Here is a 15,139-nt window from a genome sequence, read left to right as displayed (position 1 = left end):
CTGTATGCCATGTTTGATATCTACGGCAGACTGGGCGACATGGATATCGGCCAGGGCCGGCCGCTCAACCAGTTTTTGATCAGTCAGCCCGATAATCCCTATCAATACGGTATCAAATGGGACGGCGAGTGGCAGGTAACCTACGAGACCTTCCGCGACATGGGCATTGCCTATTCGGTCGGTCTGCTACTGATTTATCTGCTGGTGGTGGGACAGTTCCGTTCCTATCTGGTGCCGCTGATCATCATGGCGCCGATTCCGCTGACCCTCATCGGCGTCATGCCGGGGCACGCCCTGTGGGGCGCCCAGTTCACCGCCACTTCCATGATCGGCATGATCGCGCTGGCGGGGATTATCGTGCGCAACTCGATCCTGCTGGTGGATTTCATCAATCAGGAGGTGGACGCCGGCGTGCCATTCCAGGACGCGGTGTTGCGCTCGGGCGCGGTGCGGGCCAAGCCGATTGCCCTGACCGGGCTGGCGGCGATGCTCGGGGCCATGTTCATTCTGGATGATCCCATCTTCAGTGGGCTGGCCCTGTCGCTGATCTTCGGGATTCTGGTCTCGACCCTGCTCACCCTGGTGGTGATTCCGGTGCTGTATTACGCCTTCATGTACAAGCGCATGGAAGCCTAGTCCGGGCGAAAAATCCTGAAATTCAGCAGGTTAAAACGCCTCCTGGCGGCAAAAATGCATTTTGTTTTGCCGCCAGACTTGCTACCATTTCGTCCCTTAGTTTTACCGATGCATACATAGATAAAGATTATTATCGCGGTAGTGCCCGAGAGGACGGATGGCGGACAGACGATTACAGGTATTTCAGACCGTGGCCCGGTTGCTGAGCTTCACCAAGGCGGCCGAAGAATTGCACATGACCCAGCCGGCGGTGACCTTCCAGGTCCGCCAGCTGGAAGAGCAGTTCAATACCCGCCTGTTTGATCGCACCCACAACCGTATCAGCCTGACCGACGCCGGGCAGCGCGTGTATGAGTGCGCCAACCGGATCTTCGAGCTGTATGCCGAAATGGACAACGCGGTGCGCGAGCTGACCGGGGATGTCAGTGGAGTGCTGATCATCGGTGCCAGTTCGACCATCGCCGAGTACATGCTTCCCGAACTGCTGCGCGATTTCAAAAAACAATACCCCGATGTCACCATCCGTCTGCGCGTGGCCAACACCGACGGCATCGTCAGCATGGTGGAGAACAACGCCATCGATCTGGGCGTCGTCGAGGCCCCGGTGACCAACAAGAACCTGGTGGTCGAGGAGTGTCGCACCGACAAGCTGGTATTGATCGTCCCACCGGAGCATCCCCTGGCCAAGGAGGAAACGGTGCCGGTCAGTCAGGTGGCCGATTATCCCTTTATCTGTCGTGAGGAGGGCTCGGGCACCCGTGAGGTGATGCTGGAGAGTATGACCCGCGCCGGGATCAGCGCGACGGATCTGAACCTCTCCATGGAGTTGGGTAGTCTGGAGGCGATCAAGGGCGCGGTCGAGGCCGGTATGGGTGTGTCGGTGCTTTCCAGCGCGACGATCGAAAAAGAACTCAAGCTGGGCACCCTGGTGGCGGTCAAGCTGGATCCCCCGGTGGAACGGCCCTTCTCCTTCGTCCATCAGAAGCAGAAATTCAAGATCCGCGCGATGGATGAGCTGCTCAGTTTCGCCCGCGCCTACTGCAAGTCCCACCCACATTGATTTATTATCGGTCTGTGACAGCCAACACGGGACCGATCGGTGAGTAAGCCCGAAAACCAACTACTCGACTGTTTTCATCAGCTACCCGACGAGGCGCGGCAAAGCCTGCTGGATTTCGCCGAATTTCTGGTACAGCGCCATGCGGTGAGTTCGCCGGTTCCCGATGAGCCCCTGGAGCTGCCCCGCCCGGAAAATGAAACCGTGATCGCGGCCATCAAGCGCCTGTCCCGGAACTATCCGATGTTGAACAAGGACAAGTTGCTGCACGAAACGGCGGGTCTGGTCACCGACCATATGATGCGCGGACGCGACGCGGTCGAGGTCATCGATGAGCTGGAAGTCATTTTCGAGCGTCATTATCAGGCCCTGAACAAGGAAGAATAAGCCAGCATGCTGGAACTGCTTAAAAACTGGTACAACCGCTATTTCTCCGACCCCCAGGCGGTGTTACTGGCGTTCATTCTGATCATCGGGTTCACCGTGATCCTGACTCTGGGCAATATGCTCGCGCCCGTGCTGGCCGCGCTCGTCATTGCCTATCTGCTGGAAGGTATTATCCGCAAACTGGAAGATCATCGGGTCCCGCGTTTCTGGGCGGTAGTACTGGTCTTTATCGTATTTTTGATCTTTTTGTTCTTCCTGTTTCTGGGCGTTGCGCCGGTCATCACCTCGCAATTGCAGGAGCTGATTCAGGAATTGCCGCGCTATTTCTATCGTTTGCAACAGAGCTTGCTCAAGCTGCCGGAGCACTATGCCTTTATTTCCGAGGAGCAGGTCAAGGATCTGACCCAGCTGGTTAATCGCGAGATCGCCACCTTGGGGCAAAAGATCGTGACCCTGTCACTGGCGTCGCTCACCAATCTGGTGGTGTTGATGGTATACGCGGTGCTGGTGCCGCTGATGGTGTTCTTCTTTCTCAAGGATAAAAAGCCGATCATTAGCTGGGCGACCAGTTTCCTGCCGAAGGAACGGGCGTTGGCCAACCAGGTCTGGGCCGAGATGGACCTGCAGCTGGGCAACTATGTGCGTGGCAAGTTCTGGGAAATCCTGATCGTCGGTGTTACCACCTATGTGACTTTCGAACTGCTGGGGCTCAAGTATTCCATTCTGCTTTCGGCGCTGGTTGGGGTCTCGGTGGTAGTGCCGTACATCGGCGCCACGGTGGTGACGATCCCGGTGGCGCTGGTGGCCTACATGCAGTGGGGCATCGGACCGGACTTCGCCTGGGTGGTTGTCGCCTACGCCATCATTCAGGCGCTGGACGGCAATGTACTGGTGCCGCTGCTGTTCTCCGAAGTCGTCAACCTGCATCCCATCGCCATCATAGTCAGTGTGCTCGTGTTCGGCGGATTCTGGGGCTTCTGGGGCGTCTTCTTCGCCATCCCGCTGGCCACCCTGGTCAAAGCCTCCCTGAGCGCCTGGCCACGCGCCTCCGAACGCATCCACCAGGAAGAAGAACAACGCGAACAACAGGCCCAGGCTCAACAATAATCATTTTTCCAGTGCACTGGAAAATATCGCGGAGGACGCGGAGTCGCGGAGCCGCAGAGTTTGTAAATCATTTTGAGTTTTTAATGTTGAATTCTGAACAAAATCCCAGTTCAAAATTTAAAACTCAACATTCAAAATTATATTTTTTCTCCGCGCCTCTGCGACTCCGCGTCCTTTGCGTTTAATCCCAGTAATCTATCTAGAGCACTTCCGATGAGTAGTCAGCCAGGCGCGAGCGTTCGCCGCGGACCAGGGTGATGTGGCCGCTGTGTTCCCAGCTTTTGAAGCGATCCACCACGTAGGTCAGGCCGGAGGTGGTTTCGGTCAGGTAGGGGGTGTCGATCTGGGCGATATTACCCAGGCAGATCACCTTGGTCCCCGGGCCGGCGCGAGTGATCAGGGTCTTGAGCTGTTTGGAAGTGAGGTTCTGTGCTTCGTCGATGATGATATAGCGGTTAAGGAAAGTCCGGCCCCGCATGAAGTTCACCGAGCGGATCTTGATGCGCTTGCTGAGCAGATCGTTGGTGGCCTGCCGTCCCCATTCGCCACCGAATTCGGTGTTGGTCAGTACCTCGAGGTTATCCATTAAAGCCCCCATCCAGGGCGTCATTTTCTCTTCTTCGGTCCCGGGCAAATAGCCGATATCCTCGCCCACCGGGACGGTGACACGAGTCATGATAATCTCGTTGTAGCGTTTTTGCTCCAGGGTCTGTTCCAGTCCGGCGGCCAGGGTCAGCAGGGTCTTGCCGGTACCGGCCATGCCAAGCAGACTGACAAAGTCGATGTCGGGATCCGTCAGCAGATTGAGCGCATAGTTCTGTTCGCGATTGCGGGCGTTGATACCCCACACGGCATGATTGGGATTACGGTAATCGCGTACTGTTTCTATGACGGCACCGTCATCACCTTCGATGCGGCGTACGATGGCATCAAACGGGGTATTGTCCTGGTTGCTGAACAGAAATTCGCTGGGCGACCAGTTTTCAATATCCGGACCCTTGAGCCGGTAGAACGTGCGTCCTTCCTCGATCCAGGATTCCATTTCACGGGCATGGCGATCCCAGAATGCCTTTTCCAGTTCATAATGGCCGGTATACAGCAAGTCCACATCTTCCAGGACCCGGTCGTTGCGATAATCCTCGGCGTGAATACCGACTACGGCGGCCTTGATGCGCAGATTGATATCTTTGGTCACCAGGGTGACCTGCCGATCCTGCCGGTTTTCCTGCAGAGCCAGGGCGGTGCCGAGAATATTGTTATCGGGCAGGTTGCCGGGCAGGTGATGGGGCAGACTGTCGGGATAGGCGCGGGTCTGGAAAAACAGTTTGCCATTGAGCTTTTCCGCCAGCTCCTTGCCGTTTTGTGGTTTTTGGTTTGCCAGCGACTCCAGCTGCGCGTTTAGCGGCAACCCCTGTTCGATCTCTTCATGACTGGCCTCCGAGAGCAGTTCATCCAGAAAGCGGCTGGCCTGACGCGCATTACGGGCGACTTCGGTGCGGCCCTTTTTATTGTTATCCAGCTCTTCGAGCACCATCATTGGCACAAATACATCGTGTTCCTGAAAACGGAACAACGAAGTGGGATCGTGCATCAGCACATTGGAATCCACCACGAACAGACGTTTACTCATAAATCAATGACAACCTGGTTGTTGGGATGAAGGGGTGACCGGTTCGGGCAATCAAGTGCGGTAGTCCGGTTGTGAAGTGTAACCACCGAAACGTCGAATACACTGAAGGTGAAGCATTTTGCTGGCGTATTTTCCAGTGTTTTCGGCGTATTCAGTGTCATCGGTGGCTAAATTCCTCATGCCTTTAAATACGGGCAAATCTGCATGCAAACTGAAGACCCGTTGCAGGTTCTAGGGTTTGTTGAGTTGCTTGACCGCGTCGAGGACTTCCTCAGCGTGGCCGTCGACCTTGACCTTGCGCCACTCCTGACGCAGCTTGCCTTTGTCGTCGATCAGAAAAGTGCTGCGTTCGATACCGCGTACCTTTTTGCCGTACATGTTTTTCATTTTGATGACATCGAACAACTTGCAGAGCGTTTCGTCCTTGTCGGAGAGCAGTTCAAAAGGAAATTCCTGTTTGGCCTTGAAGTTTTCGTGTGCTTTGACGCTGTCACGCGAGACGCCCAGGATCACCGTGTTCTGACGCTTGAATTTGCTGTGGTTGTCGCGAAAGGCCTGTCCCTCGCGGGTACAGCCGGGGGTGTTGTCCCTGGGGTAAAAATAGAGCACCACGTTTTTACCCTTGAAATCGGAGAGTGAAAGGTCCTGGTCGCCGGTGGCCGGCAGGGTGAAGTCGGGGACTTTCTTACCGGGGCTGACGGTGTCGCTCATGACAGTTGATTCTCCCTGATACAAATCGTTGCCTGGGATTTATAGTAGCTTCAAACCGGCTTCATGGGCAAATCACGATAAGGGCTCCACCGACAACACCGAAGCCACCGAACTCACTGAAACAAAAACAGCCTTGACTGTGGTGCAGTCGGTGTATTCAGTGTTTGGTGGCTCAGCGCATTCCCGCTTAGTCGATATTAACCGTGCGCAGTTGCTCGGCGGCTTCTTCCGGGCTGATGGTGTTGACGAACAGTCCCGAGCCCAGTTCAAACCCGGAGGGGATGCTGGTGCGGGGGCAGATCTCCAGGTGCCAGTGATAGCTGCCGCGGCAATCGCCGTAGTCCTCGCCGCGCGGTCTTGAGTGCAGGAAGTAGTTGAATTGCGCGCCGCCGATTACCGCGTCCAGCCGGGCCATGGTGCGTTTGAGAACCCGTGCCAGATCCGCCAGATCCTCGGCTGAGGTTTCGAGAAAATCGCTGTTGTGTTCCAGCGGCAGGATGTGAATTTCCCATTCATAGCGGCTGGCGAAGGGTTTGATGGCGATAAACCGCTCACCCCGTTCGACCACGTACTGACCGACATTGATACGGCGCACGATTTTGCCCGAGTCCCGATCATAGATAGTGGTCTCGAACGTCAGGGCCTCGTCGATCAGAGTGCAGAAGATGCAGTGGTGGTGTTTTTTGTAATAATCGCGGCTGTGTTCGACCTCTTCGTGCAGATTCTGGGGCACGACCGGCAGGGCGATGAGCTGGCTGTGGGTATGGGCCATGCTGGCGCCGGCGGCAGGGCCGAAGTTTTTGAAAATCAGGATGTACTTGAGCCGGTCATCCAGGGCGTACAGTTCGGCCGAACGATCCTGATAGGCCTGAAACAGTGTGGCCAGATGGGACTCGCTCATTTCATGAATGGCAATGCCGTGGGCGTAATGATCGACGATGACCTCGTGCCGTCCGTAGCCGTCAATGGCCTGCTGCAGGCCGAAGACCAGACCGGCGTTGTCGCGATCATCGCCCAGCACCGGATAGAGGTTCTCCACAAGGCGCACCACCCATTCGCCATTCTTTTCGTAGCGTTTGAGTTCCGGGGGCGTTTTTTCCTCGTTACCGCGACAGAACGGGCAGGTTTCCACATGCTGGCGGGTGTCGCGCGGGGCGGGGGCTTCCTCCTTGCGCGGACGCATACTGCGAGCGGTGGCGATCAGGACCGATTCGCTGGGAACAATCGGGTTGATGCGGATTTCTCGGATACCATTTTCCGTTTCGGACATGCCCGACTCCTGTATTATGCGGGGGCTTTGGGTGAAAATACCGGGATTCGTCCTGCTTGTTGAACAGTTATATTTTATGGCCCTACAGGGTGGCTTAATATTCGAACTCCTGTGCGAGGTTATTAAGTCAGGCTGGTTGACCGCCGAGGGCAGCGACGCCACCGTAACACGGCTCAATAGATGGTGGATTTCTGTTCAGTGCTGTCAGTGTTCGGTGGTTCCGGCATTCCCGGGGAGCCGGCTACGGCACTCAAACAGGCCAATTTGGCAGTAAAACCCGGTTTGAGTCCGGTGGCGGGCCGCTTGTCAGGGCTGGTGGGCCCAAGTACCATGAGCGTTTTTTGCGGAGAGGGGTATGTTTCAGGGGAGTATGGTGGCACTGGCCACCCCCATGCATGAGGATGGCCGGGTCGATGAGGCCGCGCTCGCGGCGCTGGTTGAATTCCACGTCGAGAACCAGACCGACGCCATTGTCGCGGTCGGGACCACCGGCGAATCGGCGACACTGGACGAAACCGAGCACTGCCAGGTCGTCAAACAGGTGGTCGAGCAGGTCCGTGGCCGGATTCCGGTCATTGCCGGTACCGGCTCCAATTCCACCCGTGAAGCCATCGAATTGACCCGCTGCGCCAAAGAGGTCGGCGCGGACGCCTGTTTGCTGGTGACACCCTACTACAACAAACCGACCCAGGAAGGCCTCTACCAGCATTTCAAGGCGGTGGCCGAAGCGGTGGCGATCCCGCAGATCCTGTACAACGTCCCGGGGCGCACGGCGGTCGATATGCTGCCCGGGACCGTGGCCCGCCTGGCGGCCATCGATAATATTATCGGTATCAAGGACGCTACCGCCGACGTGCAACGGGCCCGCGATATTATTGGTTTATGTGGTCCGGACTTCGAGGTCTACAGTGGCGACGACGGCACCGCCATGGAGCTGATGCTGGCCGGGGCGCACGGCGATATCTCGGTGACGGCCAATGTGGCCCCCAAGATGATGCACGAGATGTGCGTGGCGGCGATCGCCGGCGAGCGGGAGACCGCCACGCGCCTCAACGATCAGCTGATGGGGCTGCACACCAACCTGTTCCTCGAAGCCAACCCGATCCCGGTCAAGTGGGCCCTGTATGACATGGGGCTGATTCCGGGCGGGATACGCCTGCCGCTGACGGTACTTGCCCCCGAGCATCAGGCCATTGTGCATAACGAGCTGCGCAAACTGGGCCTGGTCGACGCCTGATTGATTTTCATTTGCAGAAGGACTGACTTACATGACGCGCCGTTACGGCTATGAGTTAATTGTGTTGGCGCTGGCCCTGGGTCTTGGCGCCTGTTCCGGCTCGCCGGAAAAAGATTACCGGGCGATCTATTCCCAGGCGGAGGAAAAGCAAGCCAGAACGCTGGAAGTACCCCCGGAACTCGGCCGCCCGCAGGGCGGCGAGCAGATGCAGATTCCCTCCATCGGCCGCGATCAGGCCCGCTATTCGGGCCAGCAGAGGACTGCCGGTGCCACTGACAGGGTGGTTGCCACTGCCCGCCAGGCCCGTTTCGTCCGCGAGGGCGATATGCACTGGCTGGAAGTGAGCCTGCCGCCGGAACAGGTCTGGGAGGCCGGTCGTGAGTTTTTCCAGTCGCTGGGCTTCGAGATTACCCGCGAAGATCGCCAGGTCGGGGTCATGGAAACCAACTGGCAGGAGCGGCGCGAGCGGGTCCCGGGCAACTGGTTGATGCGGATGATCGATTCCATCAGTTCCACGGGTTACCAGGACCGTTACCGGCTGCGCCTGGAGCGCCTGCCACAAGGCGGCACGCGGGTCTTTATCAGCCACCGGGGCCTAGAAGAAATTGTCACCGGGGGGGGCGTTAGCGATGTGGTCGAGACTGCCTGGGTAGCGCGCGATCCGGATCCGGAACTGGAGACGGAACTGCTGCAACGGTTTTTGATCTCCCTGGGTGGTTCTGCCGAGCAGGCCGAGCAGATCGTCGATGACAGTGAACCGGTCAAGCGGACCCGTTTCCTACAGCAACAGGATGAGCGGATTCTGCAGGTCAACGAGACCTTTGCCCGCACCTGGCGACGGGTGGGACTGGCACTGGATCGTGTCGGCCTGCAGGTCGAGGACCGCAATCGTTCCGAAGGGACCTACTTCATTCGATTGACCGAGGAGTTCAAGGCCAAAGAACAAAAAGGGTTCTGGGCCAGCCTGTTGAGTGATGAGGAGCAGGGCGCGACCGTGGATGCGCTGCTGTTACGGGTACAACAGCAGGGAGAGGTGACGAATATTCGCCTGCGTGACAGAAACGGCGCACAGGTCGAACCGGCACTGGTCAAACGTCTGCTGGAGGACATCGAAGTCCACCTGCGCTAATCAGTCGCCTCGGGCGTGAATGGGGAACAGTTGTGCGATTTGCACTGATCGGCAGCGGTAGCAAGGGCAACGGGACGCTCATCGAGCACGGACAAACCCGTATTCTGATCGATTGCGGCTTCTCCCTGCGCGAGACCGAAGCGCGCCTGCGGCGACTGGGCTGTGAGCCCGAATCGCTGAATGCGATTGTGGTAACCCATGAACACGGGGACCATATTCGCGGCGTGGGGCTGCTGGCCCGGCGCTACGGTGTGCCGGTCTGGGCCACGCGCGGCACGGTCAATGGCACACAGCCGGGCAAGGTGCCGACGCTGAACCTGTTTGATATCCATCAGTCATTGGCCATAGGCGACCTCGAGCTTCAGCCCTTTCCGGTGCCGCATGATGCCCGCGAACCCTGCCAGTTTCTTTTCAGTGACGGCGATCGGTCTCTGGGGCTGTTGACCGATACCGGCTGCAGTACACCACATATTCATGCCCGCCTGTCAGATTGTGATGCCCTGATTCTCGAGTGCAATCACGATCCGCAGATGCTGGCCGAGGGCCCCTATCCGCCCGGTCTCAAGCAACGGGTCGGCGGCGACTGGGGCCACTTGAGTAATGCCCAGGCCGCGCAGATACTGACCGATATTGATACCGGCGGCCTGCACTATCTGGTGGCGGCCCATTTGAGCGACAAGAACAATACCCCGGCATTGGCACAGGATGCCCTGGCCGGGGCACTGGGCTGCAAGCCCACCGATATCGAAGTGGCCTGTCAGGAACAGGGGACCGACTGGCGCGATGTCTGATGCCTATTAACCGCATAACCGCTTGTGAGGATACGCCGCATGCAAAAACAGCAGGAACTCTACTCTGGCAAGGCCAAGACCGTCTTTACCACCGATGATCCGAACCGGTTGATTCTGGAGTTTCGGAACGACACCTCGGCCTTTGACGGAGAGAAGCTGGCCCAGCTGGAACGCAAGGGCATGGTCAATAACAAGTTCAATGCCTTTATCATGCAGCAGTTGCAACAGGCCGACATCCCCACCCATTTTGAAAGCCTGCTGTCCGATCAGGAATCGGTGGTCAAGAAACTGGAGATGCTGCCTATCGAATGCGTGGTGCGCAATCTCAGCGCCGGCAGTCTGTGTCGTCGTCTCGGTGTCGAGGAAGGCCAGTCGTTGAATCCGCCGGTGTTCGAATTCTTTCTCAAGAACGATGCGCTGCATGATCCCATGATCAACGATTACCATATCCTGGCGTTTGAGTGGGCCACGGCAGAGGAAATCGAACGCATGAAACAGCTGACCTTTGCGGTCAATGATGTACTTCGGCAATTGTTCGAGCAGGCGGGCCTGTTACTGGTGGATTACAAGCTGGAGTTCGGTCGCTTCGAGGGTGAGCTGTGGCTGGGCGATGAGTTCACGCCCGATGGCTGCCGCCTGTGGGATGCCGAAACCCGCGACAAGCTGGACAAGGATCGTTTCCGCCAGGGACTCGGCGGGGTCGTCGAGGCTTACGAGCAAGTCGCCAACCGCCTGGGTATTGTGTTGAGTTGAAACACGGGGCTGTTCTGGCCCCGCTTAAAACATTGTATTCGTTAGGGAAATCTCCCCACCCCGAAAATTTATCAGGGTTTACCCTGATTATTACCGTAAAGTTACCGCCCGTCAGGCCGACATGTAAGGCAAGGCGACAGACTTTGTCGCCGCCGAGCAATATTAGTAAACCATTATATGTCTTGTGCCAGAAGGAGTTGACGCAGCGACGGAGGTGAGTCATGTCCCGGTCGAACAACAATGCCTTCTGGAATCCCGTCCAGTCCCTGTTCGCGCGTTTCAAGATCAGTCACAAGTTGTGGCTGGGTTTTGGCAGTATGGCCGTGCTGCTGGTAATCGTCTCAGTCACGGCCCTGACCAGTCTCAACAGTGCCCAGAACAAACTGGGGGAAGTCGTGGAAGTCAGTCAGCCGATGGTCCTGGCGTCGATGCAGCTGGCGGACCGGCTCGATCGAACCAGCGCGGCACTGGGTTTTTATCTGTTGAGCAAGGAAGAGAACGATAAACAGGAGTATGAACGCAATCTGCAGGAACTGGACGTCGAACTGAACCAGTTAAAAACCCTGACCGAGCGGGTGGATGATCCGCAAATCGAGCAACGCATTAACGATATTGCCCGGAACATCGCCGAATACGCCACCTACAAACCACGGATGCTGGAGCTGGCAACCAACTTTGATCAGAACCAGCCCGGTATCGGCCTTTCCTCCTCCAAGATGGCGCCGCTGGCCGCCGATATCCAGCAATACCTGAGCCAGATGATCCGTTCCGAAAGCACCGAACCGGCGACACCGCAACGCCGTGAGCTGTTACTGGAAATGGTTGAGCTGCGTCAGATCTGGATGAATGTGCTGAACGAGAACCGCGCTTTTATCTCCTTCCGCGGGCCGTCGAATATGTCCAACGTCAAACTCTATCGGGAAGGTTTTCTCGAGGCGCTGGACAAAATTGCCGCCCGGGAGGCGCTTTTGACCTTCGAACAGCTGGATGCGGTGGAGTCAATTCGAACACGGGCGCAAGAGTATATCGACATTCAGGATGAACTGTTCAAGGTCCACAGTGGCGAACAGTGGCGGACCGACTCCCATTTGATCCGCACCGAGATCGGCCCGCTGGTCGATGCGATCAAAACCGATATCGACTGGCTGGTTAACGACCAACGCACCGAAGTGGAAGCCTCTTCCCGCTCCTTGCTGACGGAAGTGACAGCCACCCAGGGACTGGTCGGCACGCTGTTGATTATCGGCCTGATTGTCAGTGTCGGTGGCGGTCTGTTGCTGGCGGGGCTGATTACCCGGCCCATGCGTGCCGCCGTCACCGCCATGGAAGATATTTCCGAGGGGGAAGGCGATCTGACCCGGCGCCTGGAAGTGCAGGGCAAGGATGAAATGGCCCAGCTGGCAGGTGCCTTCAACCAGTTTGCCGACAAGATTCAGGAGACTATCAAGCAGGTTTCGGGCGCCACCACGCAACTGGCTTCGGCCGCCGAGGAAATGTCCATCATCACCAACGAAACCAGCGACGGGGTGAATCGCCAGCGTAATGAAACCGAACAGGTGGCGACCGCCATGAACGAAATGACCGCTACCGTGCAGGAGGTGGTCAATAATGCCGACTCCGCGGCCGAGGCGGCCGGCAATGCGGATAACCAGGCCGTCGAAGGTCGTTCAGTGGTCAACAATACGATTGACTCGATTGATCGACTGGCCTCTGAAGTGGAAAAAGCCGCCAATGTCATCAACAATCTGGAAAAAGACAGCGAGCAGATCGGCACCGTGCTGGAAGTCATCCAGGGGATCGCCGAGCAAACCAACCTGCTGGCGCTGAATGCCGCTATCGAGGCGGCCCGAGCCGGGGAACAGGGACGTGGGTTTGCCGTGGTGGCCGATGAAGTGCGTAACCTGGCCAGTCGTACCCAGGAGTCCACCGAAGAAATCAAACAGATGATCGACAAGCTGCAGGCCGGCGCCCGGGACGCCGTCAGGGTAATGGAAGAAGGTCGCAGCCAGGCCGGTTCCAGTGTGGAACAGGCGGGGCAGGCCGGCCAGTCATTGCAAAGCATCACCGAGGCGGTCAACCGGATTACCAGTATGAATCAGCAAATCGCCGAAGCGGCCCGCCAGCAGGGTCAGGTAGCCGAGGAGATCAACCAGAGTATTATCAATATCACTCACGTGGCGGACAGCTCCTCCAACAGTACCGAGCAGCTGGCGACCGCCAGTCATGATCTGGCCCGGCTCTCTTCGGAACTGCAGACCCTGGTCGGTCGCTTCAAGGTCTGATATTTCCTGGTTCAGGATGCGGTGTTGGGGCGACCTGGCGCCGCATCCAACCCACTTTTTCTCCTGTTTCAAGGAGGCGTCTTACCCGGGTGGTGCAAATTCGTGCACACAATGGGCACGATTCATTTTGCTCCCTGCCCCGATCCCCCGTAGAATCATTGCGTAATATCCGCGCCGGTCAGCGACGACTGGTGAACGCCTATTCGATATAACGATAAGTCATGAACGCCAAATATACTGCTGAGTCTATTGAAGTTTTGACCGGCCTGGAGCCGGTGCGCAAGCGCCCGGGAATGTATACCCAGACCGAGCGTCCCAATCACCTGGCCCAGGAAGTCATCGACAACAGTGTCGACGAGGCCATTGCCGGTCACGCCAGGCGGGTCGATGTGGTGCTGTTCAAGGACGGTTCCCTGCAGGTCAGTGATGACGGGCGGGGTATGCCGGTAGATCTGCATCCCGAAGAAAAAGTCCCGGGGGTCGAAGTCATCCTGACGCGGTTACATGCCGGTGGCAAGTTCTCCAGCAAGAACTACCAGTTCTCCGGGGGATTGCACGGGGTCGGGATTTCGGTGGTCAATGCCCTGTCCAAACATCTGGAAGTCTGGATTAAACGCGATGGCAAGGAATACAACATCGCCTTTGCCAACGGGGATAAAAAATCGAGCCTGGAAGAGATCGGTACCGTCGGCAAACGCAACAGCGGTACCACGCTGCGTTTCTGGCCCGATCCACAGTTTTTTGATTCCCCGAAGTTTTCAGTGCCGCGCCTCAAACATGTGTTACGCGCCAAGGCCGTGCTGTGTCCCGGTTTGATTGTTACCTTCAAGGACGAAGCCGGCAAGGAAGAAATCGAATGGTGCTATGAAGATGGTCTGCGGGACTATATCAAGGGCGAGCTGGGTGGCGTTGAACTGTTGCCCCCGGATATTTTCGTGGGCAGTTTCAGTGGCAACCTGGAAGCCGTCGACTGGGCGCTGGCCTGGGTGCCCGACGGTTCGATTAACGTCAGTGAAAGTTACGTTAACCTGATTCCAACGGCCCAGGGTGGTACGCATGTTAACGGCATGCGTACCGGCCTGACCGAAGCAGTGCGCGAATTTTGTGAATTTCGCAATCTGATCCCGCGCGGCGTCAAACTGGCGCCGGAAGATATCTGGGAAAAACTCAGTTATATCCTGTCGGTCAAGCTCGAGGATCCCCAGTTTTCCGGCCAGACTAAAGAGCGGCTCTCCTCACGGGAGTCGGCGCCGTTTGTTTCCGGCGTAGTCAAGGATGCTTTCGGTTTATGGCTTAACCAGCACAGCGATCTGGGTGAGCAGATTGCCGAGCTGGCGATCAACAATGCCCAGAGCCGGTTGCGCGCCGGACGCAAGGTAGTGCGCAAAAAGGTGACTCAGGGACCGGCCTTACCGGGCAAACTCGCCGATTGTTCGGCCCAGGATTTGAGTCGCACCGAGTTGTTTCTGGTCGAGGGGGATTCGGCCGGCGGGTCCGCCAAGCAGGGGCGGGATCGTGAGTTCCAGGCGATCATGCCGCTGCGCGGTAAAATTCTGAATACCTGGGAAGTGGAGCCGGCCGAGGTACTCGGTTCCCAGGAAGTGCACGATATCTCTGTCGCCCTGGGGGTCGATCCCGGCTCCGAGGATCTTTCCAGCCTGCGTTATGGCAAGGTGATTGTGCTTGCCGATGCCGATTCGGACGGCGCGCATATCGCCACATTGCTGACGGCATTGTTCCTGCGCCATTTCAAGCCGCTGGTGGACGCGGGGCACGTTTATATCGCCATGCCGCCGCTGTACCGGATTGATGTCGGCAAGGAAACCTATTATGCCCTGGATGACGCCGAGCGCCAGGGCACCCTGGATCGCATTGCGGCGGAAAAGATCAAAGGCAAAGTGCAGGTCACCCGCTTCAAGGGCCTGGGTGAGATGAACCCCTTGCAGTTACGTGAGACGACCATGGACCCGGACACCCGTCGCCTGGCCAGGCTGGTGACAAAAAGCGGTGACGGTACCCAGCAAATGATGGATATGCTACTGGCCAAAAAACGGGCGGGCGATCGCCGGGCCTGGCTGGAGCAAAAAGGCGACCTGGCGGATATCGAGGTCTGAACTCGACAGGAAAACCCGACGCAGAGGCGCAAAGA

The 15,139-nt window shown here is 57.5% G+C and carries 13 protein-coding genes; 10 read left to right on the top strand and 3 right to left on the bottom strand.

All coding sequences use genetic code 11. The annotated features are described in order from the left end of the window. The 4 genes from RI563_RS04155 to RI563_RS04140 form a co-directional block, all read left to right on the top strand. The coding region (locus RI563_RS04155) for an efflux RND transporter permease subunit (protein WP_310693088.1) at positions 1-636 on the top strand (636 nt) is incomplete at its 5' end. A 157-nt stretch (positions 637-793) separates the two neighbouring features. Beyond that, positions 794-1,696, top strand: a complete 903-nt coding sequence (locus tag RI563_RS04150; RefSeq protein WP_310693087.1) for a selenium metabolism-associated LysR family transcriptional regulator — start codon at positions 794-796, stop codon at positions 1,694-1,696. 39 nt (positions 1,697-1,735) lie between these two features. Then, positions 1,736-2,080 (top strand): DUF2281 domain-containing protein, encoded by a 345-nt coding sequence (locus RI563_RS04145; RefSeq protein ID WP_310693086.1) that lies wholly within the window; start codon positions 1,736-1,738, stop codon positions 2,078-2,080. A 6-nt stretch (positions 2,081-2,086) separates the two neighbouring features. Next, positions 2,087-3,187, top strand: coding sequence for an AI-2E family transporter (locus tag RI563_RS04140; protein WP_310693085.1), 1,101 nt, complete (start codon positions 2,087-2,089; stop codon positions 3,185-3,187). Positions 3,188-3,386: 199 nt separating this feature from the next. Here RI563_RS04140 and RI563_RS04135 read toward each other — a convergent pair whose 3' ends face one another. The 3 genes from RI563_RS04135 to RI563_RS04125 all read right to left on the bottom strand — a co-directional run bounded on the left by RI563_RS04135 (position 3,387) and on the right by RI563_RS04125 (position 6,798). Next, complete coding sequence (locus RI563_RS04135; RefSeq protein ID WP_310693084.1) at positions 3,387-4,817, bottom strand: PhoH family protein; 1,431 nt, start codon at positions 4,815-4,817, stop codon at positions 3,387-3,389. A 231-nt stretch (positions 4,818-5,048) separates the two neighbouring features. After that, on the bottom strand, positions 5,049-5,528 hold the full coding sequence (locus tag RI563_RS04130; RefSeq protein WP_310693083.1) for a peroxiredoxin: 480 nt from the start codon (positions 5,526-5,528) through the stop codon (positions 5,049-5,051). 187 nt (positions 5,529-5,715) lie between these two features. After that, the gene (locus tag RI563_RS04125; RefSeq protein ID WP_310693082.1) at positions 5,716-6,798 is read right to left on the bottom strand and encodes a DUF4931 domain-containing protein; all 1,083 of its coding nucleotides are present in this window, start codon (positions 6,796-6,798) and stop codon (positions 5,716-5,718) included. 355 nt (positions 6,799-7,153) lie between these two features. Here RI563_RS04125 and dapA point away from each other — a divergent pair, with 355 nt between their 5' ends. The 6 genes from dapA (at position 7,154) to parE (ending at position 15,104) form a co-directional block, all read left to right on the top strand. Continuing rightward, positions 7,154-8,035, top strand: a complete 882-nt coding sequence (dapA, locus tag RI563_RS04120) for a 4-hydroxy-tetrahydrodipicolinate synthase (protein ID WP_310693081.1) — start codon at positions 7,154-7,156, stop codon at positions 8,033-8,035. Positions 8,036-8,066: 31 nt separating this feature from the next. Then, positions 8,067-9,164, top strand: a complete 1,098-nt coding sequence (bamC, locus tag RI563_RS04115) for an outer membrane protein assembly factor BamC (RefSeq protein ID WP_310693080.1) — start codon at positions 8,067-8,069, stop codon at positions 9,162-9,164. Between the two features lie 32 nt (positions 9,165-9,196). Further along, on the top strand, positions 9,197-9,955 hold the full coding sequence (locus RI563_RS04110) for an MBL fold metallo-hydrolase (protein ID WP_310693079.1): 759 nt from the start codon (positions 9,197-9,199) through the stop codon (positions 9,953-9,955). A gap of 39 nt (positions 9,956-9,994) precedes the next feature. Next, entirely contained in the window at positions 9,995-10,708 is a 714-nt protein-coding gene (gene purC, locus RI563_RS04105; protein ID WP_310693078.1) for a phosphoribosylaminoimidazolesuccinocarboxamide synthase, read from the top strand. A gap of 221 nt (positions 10,709-10,929) precedes the next feature. Continuing rightward, positions 10,930-12,990, top strand: a complete 2,061-nt coding sequence (locus RI563_RS04100) for a methyl-accepting chemotaxis protein (protein ID WP_310693077.1) — start codon at positions 10,930-10,932, stop codon at positions 12,988-12,990. A 221-nt stretch (positions 12,991-13,211) separates the two neighbouring features. Next, a complete protein-coding gene (parE, locus tag RI563_RS04095) occupies positions 13,212-15,104 on the top strand; it encodes a DNA topoisomerase IV subunit B (RefSeq protein ID WP_310693076.1) in 1,893 nt (630 codons plus the stop codon). Positions 15,105-15,139 lie beyond the last annotated feature (35 nt).

The sequence above is a fragment of the Thiohalophilus sp. genome (assembly GCF_031581315.1).
Taxonomy (GTDB): domain Bacteria; phylum Pseudomonadota; class Gammaproteobacteria; order UBA6429; family Thiohalophilaceae; genus Thiohalophilus.
This window is presented reverse-complemented; position numbering and strand designations above follow the sequence as displayed.